Origin of the sequence: Endozoicomonas sp. G2_2, from assembly GCF_017744135.1 — a bacterium.
Lineage (GTDB): Bacteria > Pseudomonadota > Gammaproteobacteria > Nevskiales > Salinisphaeraceae > Salinisphaera.
Genome location: NZ_JAGHQU010000006.1, coordinates 107,984 through 121,485 on the forward strand (window position 1 = coordinate 107,984; position 13,502 = coordinate 121,485).

The following is a 13,502-nucleotide window of genomic DNA, read 5'->3' on the forward strand; positions in this document are numbered from 1 at the left end:
ATCTACTCCGCGGGCACCGCGTCGGCGTCATCGGCAACATCGCCGCGCGCACCGTTGACTGCCGCCAGCCGTTTCTGACGCCGTCGAACATTGGCCTGCACGACAAAGTAGTCGATCAGCGGCGCGAAGATGTTGGCGAACAGGATCGCCAGCATGATGCCTTCCGGGAACGCCGGGTTCACGACCCGCACCAGCCCAGTCATCACGCCGATGAGCGCACCGTAGATCAGCCGGCCCTTGTTGGTCATGGCGGCACTGACCGGATCGGTGGCCATGAACACGGCACCAAAGGCGAACCCGCCGATGACCAGATGCCAGTACCACGGCATCGCGAACATCGGGTTGTTCTCGCTGCCGATCAGATTGAACAGCAACGTCGTAGCGATGAGACCGCCCACGCAGCCCGCCATGATGCGCCAGGAGGCGACGCGCGTGTAGAGCAGGAACGACGCGCCAAGCAGGATGGCTAGCGTGGAGGTTGAACCCAGCGAACCCTGAATACCGCCGGCAAACGCATCCCACCAGGTCAACTGACTGGTGATCGCGCTCATGCCGTCACTCGCACCCAGGCCCAACGGCGTCGCGGCGGACCAGCCGTCAACGGCCGTCCACACGCTGTCGCCCGACATATAGGCCGGAAATGCGAAGAACAGGAACGCGCGCCCGGTCAACGCCGGATTGAGAAAGTTCTTGCCGGTGCCGCCGAAGACTTCCTTGCCCACGACGATGCCGAAGGTAATGCCGAGCGCGGCTTGCCAGAGCGGAATCGCCGGCGGCAGGGTCAAGGTGTAGAGAATCGAGGTGGCGAAGAAGCCCTCGTTGATTTCGTGGTTGCGCACGGCCGCGAACAGCACTTCCCACAACCCGCCGACCAGGAAAGTCACGAAATAAACCGGGGCGAAATACCAGAAACCAAAGACGAAATTGTCCCAGAAACTGTCCGGATCGTGTCCCACGCCGAGCAGGTGCAGCGGCATTTGCCGCCAGTTGTCGACGGTGTCGATACCCATCTGCGCCATGGCGGCATTCGCCTGGAACCCGGTGTTCCAGCAGGCCATGAAGATACAGGGGAACGTCGCGAGCCAGACGTAGATCATCACCCGCTTGAGGTCGATGCCGTCACGCACATGCGGCGCGGTGCGGGTCGTGTCGCCCGGCGAATAGAGGAACGTATCCACCATTTCGTAAACGGCATAGAACCGTTCCAGCCGTCCGCCCTTGGCGAACAGCGGGTGCATTCGATCCAGCGTTTCTCTCAAGCCGGCCATGTCAGCCCTCGCGTTCGATGATTTCGAGGTTCGCGCGCAAATGCGGGCCGAAGTCGTATTTTGCGACGTCGACGAACGACAGCAGCGCGACATCCTCTTCGTCGAGTTCCACTGCGCCCAGCGCCTGGGCACTATCCGTATCGCGGACCAGCAACGCACGCAGCAGCTGCGTGGGCAGGATATCGAGCGGCATTACTTCCTCGTAATTGCCGATCGGCACCATCGCGCGCGCGCTGCCATTCTGCGAGGTGTTGAACTTGTAGTTAGACGGCTTGAGCAGACTCGATAGAAACACGTTGATCTTCGAGAACCGGTCACGACCCGGCATCAGCCAGCCCATGAACGGCCGCTCTCGACTCTCCGGCAACAGCGTCAGCTGCGTGTCGTAGCGGCTCAGATAGGAACCCCACTCCGAAGCCCGCCGCCCGGACAGCACCGAGCCGGAAATGGCCCGCACCGCGTCGCCCGTCACCTCGTTATCCAGCAGTTCGTCGGTACTCGCACCCATACGCGTGCGCACGAGCCGTGGATTCGACGCAGCCGGACCACAAAGCGCTACGACACGCTCCACGTTGATTCGGCCAGTGGTGAACAATGCGCCGATCGCCATGACGTCCTGATAGCCCAGATGCCAGACGCGATCCGCCGAACTGACCGGCTCCAGGAAATGCACGTGGGTACCCACAAGGCCCGCCGGGTGCTTGCCTTCGAACTCCGCGGTGACGAAACGACCGCCACCGGGCTGGGGCACATCCGCCCCGGGCGCCTTGCAGACGTAGACCGATCCCGCCGTCAAATGCCCGAGCACGCGCAACCCGTTCACGAAATCCGAACGACGCGCGTTGATGACCACGGCAGGATCGGCGGCAAGCGGATTGCTGTCCATCGCCGTCACGAATATGGAACGCGGACGGGTGCCGGGCGCCGGCACTTTGCTGAACGGCCGGGTACGCAGCGCCGTCCACAGCCCGGATCCGACCAGCGTCGACTCGACCTTGGCGGGATCGAGATCGCCTAGCTTTTCAGGCGCATGGCTATCGAAGGTTATTTCGTCGTCTTCGCCGGGCTCGGGCTTGAGCCTTATGACGACTGACTGAAGCACCCGCTTGGCACCGCGGTTGATGGCGACGACTTCGCCTGCACCCGGCGCCGTGTAGAGCACGCCGGGCGTCTTCTTGTCTTCAAAGAGAGGCTGACCCAGCTTGACGTGATCGCCTTCGGCGACCCGCATGGTCGGCTTCATGCCGTGGTGATCGATACCGATAACCGCGACACGGCCGACGGGCGGCGCATCATGAATAACCTGCCTGGGCCCACCATCTATAGGCAGATCCAGACCTTTCTTGATCGTGACTCGCATGTCGCCGCTGGCGTGCCTCTCACGTCGCTGACAAATTGTTTGGTGCCGACGGCCGGACTCGAACCGGCACAGCTCTCGCTACTGCCCCCTCAAGACAGCGTGTCTACCAATTCCACCACGTCGGCATGATCGTGGACCAGCGCCCGCCTATTCGGGCACTTGCGCGCTGGTATCGGCCTCGTCGGCGTTATCGCCGGCGCTGCCTTCTGACTGTTGCGCCCCCGACTGCTCGGGCGCTGCATCCTGACTCCGGGCCTGACCGCTGTCGCCGGTCACGGCTTCATCACCGGCCACCCCGTTATTGTTGCCGTCGGACAACAACGACGAGCCGGGGGCCTGCTGCTGGACCTGATCGGTCACACTGCCCGTGGGCGTGCTTGCGCCATTGATCAGATACGCCAGCGTCAGGCTGATAGCAAAGAATACCGTGGCAAGCGCCGCGGTTGCGCGGGTCATGAAATTAGCGGAGCCCTTGGCCCCGAAAACCGTGCCCGATGCGCCGCTACCGAAAGCGGCGCCTGCGTCTGCGCCCTTGCCGTGCTGCACAAGGATAAGCCCTACGAGAGCCAATGCAACAACGACCTGGACGATGACCAGTATTGTATAAACCATGCCAGAGCCTGTGAACGCCGCGAGCCTAACCGGCCGCGTGCGCGATGTCCAAGAATGAATCGGCCTTGAGCGAAGCGCCGCCAACCAGCGCGCCGTCGACGTCCGCCCCGGCGAAAAGTGCCGCGGCATTGTCCGGCTTTACGCTGCCGCCGTAAAGCAGCTGAACCGATTGCGCCAGTGTAGCATCCCTGTCGGCGATTTGTCCGCGCAGGAATGCGTGAACGCCCTGAGCCTGCTCCGGCGTGGCCGACCGGCCGGTACCGATCGCCCAGATCGGCTCATAGGCGATCGTGACCTGCGCGAGCGTGGCCGCGTCGCACTGTTCGAATAGCGCCGCGATCTGCGCACCCAGCACCGCCTCGGTTTCGTCGGCCTCGCGCTGTTCCAGCGTTTCACCGACGCATACGATGGGCTTGAGGTTCGCCGCCACACAGGCGTCGGCCTTGGCCGCGACCACCGCATCGGTCTCGCCGTAAATTGCGCGGCGCTCGGAATGACCGACGATGACATGGCTGCAGCCGGTGTCGGCGAGCATTGCACCGTTCACCTCGCCGGTGAATGCACCGGCGTCCACTTCGGCCGCCAGATTCTGCGCGCCGAGTGCGACCCGGCTACCCGCCAGCCCCTGCTTCATGCGCTCGATATACACGAACGGCACGCACACGAGCAGATCCGCCGACAGACTATCGCTGCCCTGGGTCACATCACGCGCGAATGCATCGACCTGCGCGGCGTCGCCATTCATTTTCCAGTTGCCTGCGATCAGCATGCGTCGGCTCATCGTCTGCCCCTTGCTCTACAAATTGTCCAAATCACGCCGCGCCGGCAGCGTCGCGCACGGTGTCGGCAAGGCGGTTCGCGCAGTCCTCGACTGCCACCGCATCCATGCCTTCCACCATCACGCGCAACAGCGGCTCGGTACCGGAGGGCCGCAATAATACGCGACCTTCCTCACCAAGCGAGCTCTCGACTTCGCGTACGGCGCTGGTGACACGCTCGTCGTCCATCAGAGTGCCGGCGCTGCCACGCGTCACGCGCACATTGACGAGCGTCTGCGGACATTTGTCGACCGGCTGGACGAGCGTTTGAAGGCTCTCGCCGGCGGCGACCATCGCCGCGAGCACCTGGAGTGCGGACACGATGCCGTCGCCGGTGGTGGCGCGATCCAGGCAGAGAATATGGCCCGAGGATTCGCCGCCAATATTCGCCCCGAGCGCGCGCAGACGCTCGAACACATGCCGATCGCCCACCTGGGCGCGTTCGAAGGCCACGCCATCACGCTTGAGCGCGAGCGCCAGACCGAGGTTGCTCATGAGCGTGCCGACCACCGGCCCCTGCAGCTCACCGGCACGCCGGCGCGCATCCGCGATCACGTAGAGCAGCTGGTCGCCGTCAACGATGTTGCCTTCGTGGTCGACCATGATGCAGCGATCACCGTCGCCATCGAGCGCGATGCCGACATCCGCACCGGCTTGACGCACGGCTTCGGACAGGCCTTTGGGATGGGTCGAGCCGCAATCGCGGTTGATATTGAGCCCGTCCGGCTTGTCGCCGATGACCTCCACCTGCGCGCCAAGCTCCCGAAACACGTCGGGCGCGACGTGGTAGGTCGCGCCGTTCGCGCAGTCGATCACGACTTTCAGGCCCGACAGCCCGCCGTTCTCAAAGCGTGCGGTGGATTTGCAGAATTCGATATACCGGCCGGGGGCACTTTCGACGCGCCGCGCGCGGCCGAGCTTGTCCGACGCCACGCAGGTCAGCGGCTCGTCGATCGCGGCCTCGATCTCCCGCTCGACTTCGTCCGCCAGCTTCTGACCGAAGTGCGAGAAGAATTTCACGCCGTTATCGGCGTAGGGGTTGTGCGACGCACTGATCACCACGCCCGCCGCCGCCCGAAAGGTGCGCGCGAGATAGGCAATCGCGGGGGTCGGCAACGGCCCGACCAGCAGCACATCCACGCCTGCCGCCGCGAAACCCGCCTCCAGCGCGGATTCGAACATGTAGCCGGACAGGCGCGTGTCCTTACCGATCAGAACCTGGGCACGCTCGCCCGGGCTTTCCGGGACCCCGTGCTCGCCCAGACGTCGAATCAGCACGCGGCCGGCCGCCCAACCGAGCTTGAGCGAAAAATCCGGCGTCATCGGCGATTCGCCGACCTCGCCTCGAATACCGTCCGTTCCGAAGTATCGCTGTGCCACGTCTACCCTTTGCCTGATGAAGCCATCGCCTGGTTATCGGCCAGTGCGCGCGCCAGCGTAAGCACCTGCGTCGTCTCGCGCACATCGTGGGTGCGGATGATACCCGCGCCGTGCTGTGCCGCCCAGAACGCCGCGGCGAGACTGCCGTTGATTCGCGATGGCATATCGTCAGCGTCGAACAGCTGCTTGAACATCGACTTGCGCGAGACACCCACAAGCACCGGCAATGGGCCACTCGTGAACACGTCGAGCGCGCGCATCAGCGTGAGATTGTGCGTGAGCGTCTTGCCGAAACCGAACCCGGGGTCGATGCATAGCCGTTCGTCGGGCACGCCGGCCGCTCGACAGGCGGCCACACGCGCATCCAGAAAGGCGCGCACGTCGGTCACGACGTCGTCGTACGCCGGCGCCTGCTGCATGGTGCGCGGCTCGCCCTGCATGTGCATGAGACACACGGCCGCGCCAGTGCGCGCGGCGGCCTCCACCGCGCCGGGCGCACGCAGCGCCATGACGTCGTTGATCAGGTCCGCGCCTGCGGCGCAGGCCGCCTGCATGACCTGCGGCTTGACCGTGTCGATGGAGATGAACACATCGCTGCGCGCGCGTAGCGCCTCGATTACGGGCAATACGCGAGCGAGTTCCTCGTCTGCATCGACCGGCGTGGCGCCGGGACGCGTCGACTCACCCCCGACATCGATGATGCGCGCGCCCTGCGCGACCATGTCCAGCGCATGGGTCACGGCGCGCTCGGTTTCTACAAAGCGCCCGCCATCGGAAAAGGAGTCCGGCGTGACGTTGAGAATCCCCATCACCGCCGGCTCCCGCAGATCGAGGCGGGCCCGGGCGCTGGCAATGAAGCGCGGCGGCGTTTTCGCTATCTCAGACATAGCTCGAGGTATGGAAACGACCGTTTTGATTTCAAATAAAAAAAGCCGCCAGAGAAACTCTGACGGCCTTTCACTATCGAAGGCTCAGACCTGGCGGTGATGGGCCGGGCTGGGCACGCCCTTGTCCTTGTCGCCACTGTCGTCGCCGCCTTGCGCGCTATCCGACGTGCCGGCGCCGGTCGCCGGAGCGTTGCCACCGCCCGAACTCGGCGTGTCGGAATCGTCGTCCCAGCTCTCGGGGGGACCGGGCTCGTGGCCCTGCATGATCTCGTCGATCTGCTTGCGGTCGATGGTCTCGTACTTCATGAGCGCATCCGACATCAGATGCAGCTTGTCCATGTTGTCTTCGAGAATCTGTTTCGCCCGCTCGTAGCAGCCGTCGATGATCGAGCGCACTTCCTTGTCGATGGCGTGCGCGGTCTCGTCCGAGATACCGCTCGACTGCGTTGTCGAAGCCCCGAGGAACGGCTGGCTGTCTTCGGTATCGTAGGCAATCGGGCCAAGTCGATCCGACAGCCCCCATTTGGTGACCATGTTGCGCGCGATCTCAGTCACGCGCTCGATATCGTTCGACGCGCCGGTAGTCACCGCTTCCTTGCCGAAGATGATCTCTTCGGCCAGACGCCCACCGTAAAGCGTGCAGATCTTGCTGATCAGGCTCTGCTTGGAATGGCTGTAGCGATCCTCCTCCGGCAGGAACATGGTGACACCCAGCGCGCGGCCACGCGGCACAATGGTCACCTTGTGCACCGGGTCGTGCTTGGGCACCGACAGGCCGATGATGGCGTGGCCCGCCTCGTGATAGGCGGTGAGACGCTTTTCGTCCTCGGTCATGACCATGGACTTGCGCTCGGCGCCCATCATGATCTTGTCCTTGGCACGCTCGAAGTCTTCCTGGACCACGAGCTTCTTGTTCGCCCGTGCCGCGAACAGAGCCGCCTCGTTCACCAGATTGGCGAGATCCGCGCCGGAAAAGCCCGGGCAGCCGCGTGCAATGACCGACGGCTTCACGTTGTCATGCACCGGCACGTTCTTCATGTGCACTTTCAGGATCTGCTCGCGACCACGCACGTCCGGCAACGGCACGACCACCTGGCGGTCGAAACGGCCCGGGCGCAGCAACGCCGGATCCAGCACGTCGGGACGGTTGGTCGCGGCGATGACGATCACGCCTTCGCTGCCCTCGAAGCCGTCCATCTCGACCAGCAACTGGTTGAGGGTCTGCTCACGCTCGTCATGACCGCCGCCGAGGCCGGCGCCACGCTGGCGGCCGACCGCGTCGATCTCGTCGATGAAGATAATGCAGGGTGACTGCTTCTTGGCCTGCTCGAACATGTCACGCACGCGCGATGCGCCGACGCCCACGAACATCTCCACGAAGTCCGAGCCGGAGATCGAGAAGAACGGCACACCGGCCTCGCCCGCGATCGCCTTGGCGAGCAGGGTCTTGCCGGTACCCGGCGAGCCGACCATGAGCACGCCGCGCGGAATCTTGCCGCCGACGCGCTGGAACTTGCCCGGCTCGGACAGGAACTCGACCAGCTCCTGGACTTCGCCCTTGGCTTCCTCGACGCCGGCCACGTCGGCGAAGGTGATCTTGACCTGATCGGCCTGCATCATGCGCGCCTTCGACTTGCCGAAAGACATCGCGCCGCGGCCGCCACCACCGCCCTGCATCTGGCGCATGAAGTAGATCCAGACGCCGATCAGCAGCAGGAACGGGAACCAGGAGATCAGGATCTGCTTGAGGAACGACCCCTGATCCGGCGGCTCGCCCGTGATCTCCACGTCGTTGTCCATCAACGTGCCGATCATCGCCTTGTTGTCGGATTCCGGGCTGAACGTGGTGAAGTTCTGGCCAGACTTGAGCTGTCCGCGAATCCGCCGATCCTCGATGTTGACCTGCGCGACGCTGCCGCCCTCGACCTGCGTCAGGAACTGCGAATAAGGCACTTCGTTCGCATTCGAGGTGGACGGCGCGAAGCTCGAGAACACGCTCATCAACACGAGCGCGATCACGACCCACAGCAGCAGATTCTTAGCTAGTTCGTTCAAGATCTACATCCTCGACCGCTAGGTTGCGGTCGTGTGAATATCGTCGTTGCGTCTTTGCAGGACAGTATAAACAATCGGCCTGCCCGGCCGTTGAATTCTTTCCGACTCATGTACGCCAACCCTGGCCGAGCAGATACATCTCGCGGCTGGCATCGCGCGAGGCCTTGGGCTTGCGCACGGCCACGCGCCGGAAACGCTGGCGCATGTCCACCAGCATCTCGTCGAAACCTTCGCCCTGAAAGACCTTTATCAGCAGATCGCCGTTGGAATCGAGCACCTCGTTACACAGATCCAGCGCAAGCTCGGCCAGCTGCATGACCCCGGCCTGATCGGCGACCATGATCCCTGTCAAGTTGGGGGCCATGTCGGAAAGTACAAGATCGACGCGATCGCTACCGAGCGTGGCGAGCAGCGCATCCACGCCGGCCTGCTGATCGAAATCCACGTTCAGGAACTCGACACCCTCGATCGGCTTCATGTCCAGGCGGTCGAGGGCTACGACACGGGCCTCGGGACGCTGGCGCCGGCAATACTGGCTCCAGCCGCCCGGCGCCGCGCCGAGATCCACCACGCAGCGCTTGCCCTTGAGCAGGCGGTCGCGCTCGTCGACCTCGGCGAGCTTATAGACCGCGCGGGAGCGATAGTTGTCCTGCTGCGCGGCGCGCACATAGGGATCGTTGCGATGCTTGTTCAGCCAACGCTTCGTGTCGCTGCGCTTGCTCATGAGTCGTATACTGTTGGGCTGTTTTCTACCCGTTCCCGGCAAACAGCCATGTCTCTAACCCTCGATGCCGCGGCGCGCCGCGCGCTCAAGAAGCAGGCCCATCATCTCAAGCCTGTCGTGCAGACAGGCGCGGCCGGGCTGAGCGAACCGGTACTCGCCGAGCTCGACCGCGCCCTGCTCGACCACGAACTGGTCAAGATCAAGCTCGCCAGCGACGAGAAAAGCGAGCGGCGTGCCGAAGTGGACGCCGCCTGCGCCCGTCTCGACGCGGCTTGCGTGCAGCAGATCGGCAAGACCGCGACCCTTTATCGCCCGAATCCCGACAAGCACTAGGGCGCGTCGGGATCAGACGTAACGCACCGTCACGATCTCGAGCGTGCGCCGACCGCCGGGCACGTCGACGTCGACGACATCGCCCTCGGTCTTGCCGATGAGCGCCCGCGCGATGGGCGAGGCGAAAGACAGCAGACCGTTCTTGATGTCGGCCTCGTCCTCGCCAACGATCTGATAGGTCAGCTCCTCGCCGGTGTCCTCGTCGGCCAGTTCGAGGGTCGCGCCGAAAATGACGCGGCCATTGGCCTGTGCGCCGGCACGGGCCACATCGATGATCTGCGCGGTGGCGAGCTTGCTCTCGATCTCGTTGATGCGGCCTTCGTTGAAGCCCTGCTCCTCCTTCGCCGCGTGGTATTCCGCGTTCTCCTTGAGATCGCCGTGCGCGCGTGCTTCCTCGATCGCCGCGACGATGCGCGGACGCTCGGTCTTCTTCAGGCGCTTGAGCTCGTCACGCAGGGCATCCGCACCGTTCTGCGTCAGCGGAGTCTTGTCCATCTCGATCTACCTCGAAATATGCTGCCCTAAAACAAAACGGCCGCCGTGTCGGGCGACCGTTTCTCGATTGCTGGCGGGCAAGAATCGGTAAGTCTCGGGGCCACGTTGGCCCGGGTGGTTTCAGGCTAGCAGTGCGCGCGATTCAAGTCGAGACGGCGCGCTCGATGCCCTCGGCGGCCACCTGGCCGAGATGCGCGATCTGTTCCGGCGTGATCACGTAGGGCGGCATGAAGTAGATCACGTCGCCGAGCGGGCGCAGCAGTGCCCCCTGTGTGAGCGCATGGCGATAGACCTCGATACCGCGGCGCTCGCGCCAGTCGAACGGCGTTTTCGTGGCCTTGTCCCGAACCATCTCGATAGCCAGCACCATGCCGGTCTGGCGCACCTCCCCGACGTTGGGATGATCCTTGAGCGGCGCGACCGCATCGGCCATGTGCTGGGCCAGGCGCCGGTTGACGTTGACCTGGTCGAGACGCTCGAACTCGTCGAGCGTCGCCAGTGCCGCCGCACAGGCCAGCGGGTTGCCGGTATAGGAATGCGAGTGCAGGAACGCGCTCAGGTTGGCGTAGTCGTCGTAGAACGCCTGATAGATGTCCTCCGTGGTCATGGTCACCGACAGCGGCAGATAGCCAGCGGTCAAGCCCTTGGACAGACACATGAAATCGGGGCTGATGCCGTTGGGCTGGCCTTCCGGGCCGGCCTGTTCGCACGCGAACAGCGTGCCGGTGCGCCCGAAGCCGACCGCGATCTCGTCGGCGATGAGATGAACCCCGTGGCGGGTACAGGCCTCGCGCAGCAATTCCAGATACACCGGGTGATACATGCGCATGTGGCCCGCGCACTGCAACAACGGCTCGACGATCACCGCGCAGGTTTCGTGCGCGTATTCGGCAAGCAGCGCCTCCATGTCGGCGAACACGGCGCGGCTGTGTTCCTCCCAGCTCACGCCGGGTTCGCGCTCGTAGCAGTCCGGCGAGCGTGCAGTCAGCGGCTTGAGCAGCAGCGGCTCGTAGGTTTTCTTGTAGAGATCGACGTCGCCGACCGCCAGCGCGCCGAGGGTTTCACCGTGGTAGCTGTTCGACAGGTTGATGAAACGCGTCTTCTCGCCGTGGCCAGTATTGCGCCAGTAATGAAAGCTCATCTTGAGCGCGACTTCCACCGCGGCCGAACCGTTGTCGGCATAGAACGCGCGCGTAAGCCCGGCCGGCGTCGCCTTGACGAGACGCTCGGCCAACTCCACGGCCGGCTCATGCGAGAAGCCGGCCAGCATCACGTGTTCCAGCGTGTCGAGCTGGGTCTTGATCCGGTCGTTGATGGCCGGATTGGCGTGGCCGAAGATATTCACCCACCAGGAACTCACCGCATCGATATAACGATTGCCCTCGAAATCCTCGAGCCAGACGCCCTCGCCGCGCTTGATCGGGATCGGCGGCATGCGCTCGGTGTCCTTCATCTGGGTGCAGGGGTGCCAGACGACCTGGAGGTCGCGCGCGACCATATCGGCGTTACTCATGTGTCCTCGCTTTTGGAGCCGGGTTCGTGACGGTCGATCAGGCGACCGCCAGCAACGTATAGGGTGCCTCGTGCGGCGCGCGCGAATCGCGCGGATGTTCGGCCTCGAGCGTCATGTCGCGGTCCGGATCGTACACGACGAGCAAGCGCCCGCCACCCAGAACCGCAACCCCCTCGGCCTTGTTGGCGAACTCGAACACGTGCCCGGCTTGTGCCTGCACCGGTGCCGGGTCGCGCCGCGCCGCGAAGTCGTCGAGCGCTATCCACCATAGATAGGCACCCACGCACTCGGCGCCATCATCGTCCTCGACTTCGAAGCTGGTGAGTAGATACAGGCCCCGGTTTTCCGGGTCGTATTCCAGACTCGACAGACCGACATCGAACCGGATGCCGGCCCACTGTGACGGGTCGAAGTCGTAGACAACCTCGAACTCGCCGGTAAACACGAGTTCGTCGTCATCCACGCGATACGGCACGGCCACGACACGGCATACATAATCGAAATTCTCGTGGTCCACGCCCACTTCTCGCACGCCGAACAGCAGGCGGTCGTCACCGCCCTCGCGCCCGGGAATCGCGGCCAGGCCTTCGATCTTGTAGTACGGCGCGCCGAGCGCGGTTCCCAGATCGCGCCGCAGATCGACCGAGCTGCGCACGCCGTTATCCACGCTTTCGCCCGCCAGCCGCGGCAGATCGGGCCGATCCACGGGCCAGACCAGTAGGCGGTTGTAGTGATGTAGGCCAGCGGACTGGCTATCGACCCGGTCGAACCCGGTGGTCGCGATCACGTGCGTGCCGTTTGCGGTGAGCGCGAAGTCCTCGTACTTCTCGGCGTTGCGAATCAGGTCCGCGGTGTAATAAGCAATGGTGTCGTGCTGTGGTCGGCCGTCGATGCAGTCCATGGCGAAGACCGGCGAACGCGCTTCGCCGGGCACGCTCTTGTCGCTGGCCATCACCAGGCGGCGACCATCCCAGACGACCGCCGATACCTCTGCATTGACCGGCTCACCGGACGCGTCGGTCAGGCCGGACTCGAAACAATCGAACACGCCTTTTTCGAGGATGCGAATACGGGGCATGCAACGGATCCCGCGGTTGGAGTGCGACGGCGCAGGCTAGCGAATCGCCAGGTCCGCCACAATGCCGGCGAAAATGACCCCGCCAAGGATGTTGTGCTGCATGAACACGCGAAAGCAGGCGTCGCGATCGCGATCACGCGCCAGCCATTGATGGTAGAGCGCCATCACCACGCCACCGGCCAGTCCGAGGTAATAGAACACGCCGAGACCGAACTGCAGCCCCACGACCACCAGCAATGCGAAGAACAGGCACTGGCACAGGCCAATCACGGCACGGTCGTGGCGCCCCCAGAGAATCGCGGTCGATTTCACCCCGATCTTGAGATCGTCGTCGCGGTCGACCATGGCGTAGAAGGTGTCGTAGACCAGCGCCCAGATGAGCGTCGCGACGAACAGTGTCCAGCCCCCTGCCGGCACCCCGCCCGCCTGCGCGGCAAAGGCCATCGGTACCGCCCAGCCAAACGCGGCACCGAGAAACATCTGAGGCCAATGGGTCACCCGCTTGGTAAACGGATAGAGCACGGCCAGGCCCGCGCCGACGAACGCCATGGCGATCGTCAGCGCGTTGAGCGTGAGCACCAGCCCGAAGGCCATCAGGCAAAGCACCGCGAACAGGACGAGCGCCTCGCGCGGGCTGACTTCCCCGGTCGCTAGAGGCCGCGCCTTGGTGCGCTTGACATGGCCGTCGATCTTGCGATCGGCGAAATCGTTGATCACACAGCCGGCCGAGCGCATCAACACCGCACCGAGCACGAAGGCACACAGCACCCACGGGTCCGGCAAACCACCGGCCGCAAGCCATAGCGCCCAGAGCATCGGCCAGACGACCAGAAAGATGCCGATCGGCTTGTTCAGCCGGGTCAGCCGAAGCAGGGCATCGAAGCGCTGCGGCGACAGCGTCGTGGCGTTCATCGCGAAACCTCTATATGGCGCTGGGTCGCGGGTATCGGGCCGTGGCGAGCGCGCGAATGCGGCGCTG

At 64.2% G+C, this 13,502-nt stretch carries 13 protein-coding genes and 1 tRNA gene; 1 reads left to right on the plus strand and 13 read right to left on the minus strand.

The features are described from left to right. Positions 1–2: 2 nt before the first annotated feature. The 9 genes from J7355_RS08975 to J7355_RS09015 all read right to left on the minus strand — a co-directional run bounded on the left by J7355_RS08975 (position 3) and on the right by J7355_RS09015 (position 9,104). Positions 3–1,268, minus strand: a complete 1,266-nt coding sequence (locus J7355_RS08975; RefSeq protein WP_209061843.1) for an NADH:ubiquinone reductase (Na(+)-transporting) subunit B — start codon at positions 1,266–1,268, stop codon at positions 3–5. A gap of 1 nt (position 1,269) precedes the next feature. Continuing rightward, positions 1,270–2,628: a Na(+)-translocating NADH-quinone reductase subunit A gene (locus J7355_RS08980; RefSeq protein WP_209061844.1), complete on the minus strand. Its 1,359-nt coding sequence runs from the start codon at positions 2,626–2,628 to the stop codon at positions 1,270–1,272. A gap of 40 nt (positions 2,629–2,668) precedes the next feature. Then, a tRNA-Leu gene (locus tag J7355_RS08985) sits at positions 2,669–2,753 on the minus strand. 22 nt (positions 2,754–2,775) lie between these two features. Continuing rightward, complete coding sequence (secG, locus tag J7355_RS18045) at positions 2,776–3,369, minus strand: preprotein translocase subunit SecG (protein ID WP_348523017.1); 594 nt, start codon at positions 3,367–3,369, stop codon at positions 2,776–2,778. Then, positions 3,266–4,021 carry a triose-phosphate isomerase gene (gene tpiA / locus J7355_RS08995; protein ID WP_209061848.1) on the minus strand — a complete coding sequence of 252 codons (756 nt, stop codon included), beginning with the start codon at positions 4,019–4,021 and terminating at the stop codon, positions 3,266–3,268. Before tpiA ends, secG begins: the two co-directional genes overlap by 104 nt. A 31-nt stretch (positions 4,022–4,052) precedes the next feature. Then, positions 4,053–5,438: a phosphoglucosamine mutase gene (glmM, locus tag J7355_RS09000; protein ID WP_209061850.1), complete on the minus strand. Its 1,386-nt coding sequence runs from the start codon at positions 5,436–5,438 to the stop codon at positions 4,053–4,055. Between the two features lie 2 nt (positions 5,439–5,440). After that, positions 5,441–6,325 carry a dihydropteroate synthase gene (gene folP, locus J7355_RS09005; RefSeq protein ID WP_247739882.1) on the minus strand — a complete coding sequence of 295 codons (885 nt, stop codon included), beginning with the start codon at positions 6,323–6,325 and terminating at the stop codon, positions 5,441–5,443. A gap of 84 nt (positions 6,326–6,409) precedes the next feature. Next, positions 6,410–8,380, minus strand: coding sequence for an ATP-dependent zinc metalloprotease FtsH (gene ftsH / locus J7355_RS09010; protein ID WP_209061851.1), 1,971 nt, complete (start codon positions 8,378–8,380; stop codon positions 6,410–6,412). 106 nt (positions 8,381–8,486) lie between these two features. After that, positions 8,487–9,104 carry an RlmE family RNA methyltransferase gene (locus tag J7355_RS09015; protein WP_209061853.1) on the minus strand — a complete coding sequence of 206 codons (618 nt, stop codon included), beginning with the start codon at positions 9,102–9,104 and terminating at the stop codon, positions 8,487–8,489. 48 nt (positions 9,105–9,152) lie between these two features. Here J7355_RS09015 and J7355_RS09020 point away from each other — a divergent pair, with 48 nt between their 5' ends. Beyond that, complete coding sequence (locus J7355_RS09020) at positions 9,153–9,437, plus strand: YhbY family RNA-binding protein (protein ID WP_209061854.1); 285 nt, start codon at positions 9,153–9,155, stop codon at positions 9,435–9,437. Between the two features lie 12 nt (positions 9,438–9,449). Here J7355_RS09020 and greA read toward each other — a convergent pair whose 3' ends face one another. The 4 genes from greA to ubiA form a co-directional block, all read right to left on the minus strand. Continuing rightward, the gene (greA, locus tag J7355_RS09025; RefSeq protein ID WP_209061855.1) at positions 9,450–9,932 is read right to left on the minus strand and encodes a transcription elongation factor GreA; all 483 of its coding nucleotides are present in this window, start codon (positions 9,930–9,932) and stop codon (positions 9,450–9,452) included. A 142-nt stretch (positions 9,933–10,074) separates the two neighbouring features. Continuing rightward, complete coding sequence (locus J7355_RS09030; protein WP_209061856.1) at positions 10,075–11,445, minus strand: adenosylmethionine--8-amino-7-oxononanoate transaminase; 1,371 nt, start codon at positions 11,443–11,445, stop codon at positions 10,075–10,077. A 37-nt stretch (positions 11,446–11,482) separates the two neighbouring features. Continuing rightward, positions 11,483–12,523, minus strand: a complete 1,041-nt coding sequence (locus J7355_RS09035) for a hypothetical protein (RefSeq protein ID WP_209061857.1) — start codon at positions 12,521–12,523, stop codon at positions 11,483–11,485. Positions 12,524–12,559: 36 nt separating this feature from the next. Continuing rightward, positions 12,560–13,435 (minus strand): 4-hydroxybenzoate octaprenyltransferase, encoded by an 876-nt coding sequence (gene ubiA, locus J7355_RS09040; RefSeq protein ID WP_209061858.1) that lies wholly within the window; start codon positions 13,433–13,435, stop codon positions 12,560–12,562. Positions 13,436–13,502: the final 67 nt, after the last annotated feature.

Coding starts and splice junctions, on each gene's coding strand:
- J7355_RS08975 (WP_209061843.1), bottom strand. CDS start 1,268: ATGGCCGGCTTGAGAGAAACGCTGGATCGAATGCACCCGCTGTTCGCC.
- J7355_RS08980 (WP_209061844.1), bottom strand. CDS start 2,628: ATGCGAGTCACGATCAAGAAAGGTCTGGATCTGCCTATAGATGGTGGG.
- secG (WP_348523017.1), bottom strand. CDS start 3,369: ATGCCGCGGCACTTTTCGCCGGGGCGGACGTCGACGGCGCGCTGGTTG.
- tpiA (WP_209061848.1), bottom strand. CDS start 4,021: ATGAGCCGACGCATGCTGATCGCAGGCAACTGGAAAATGAATGGCGAC.
- folP (WP_247739882.1), bottom strand. CDS start 6,325: ATGTCTGAGATAGCGAAAACGCCGCCGCGCTTCATTGCCAGCGCCCGG.
- J7355_RS09015 (WP_209061853.1), bottom strand. CDS start 9,104: ATGAGCAAGCGCAGCGACACGAAGCGTTGGCTGAACAAGCATCGCAAC.
- J7355_RS09020 (WP_209061854.1), top strand. CDS start 9,153: ATGTCTCTAACCCTCGATGCCGCGGCGCGCCGCGCGCTCAAGAAGCAG.
- greA (WP_209061855.1), bottom strand. CDS start 9,932: ATGGACAAGACTCCGCTGACGCAGAACGGTGCGGATGCCCTGCGTGAC.
- J7355_RS09030 (WP_209061856.1), bottom strand. CDS start 11,445: ATGAGTAACGCCGATATGGTCGCGCGCGACCTCCAGGTCGTCTGGCAC.
- J7355_RS09035 (WP_209061857.1), bottom strand. CDS start 12,523: ATGCCCCGTATTCGCATCCTCGAAAAAGGCGTGTTCGATTGTTTCGAG.
- ubiA (WP_209061858.1), bottom strand. CDS start 13,435: ATGAACGCCACGACGCTGTCGCCGCAGCGCTTCGATGCCCTGCTTCGG.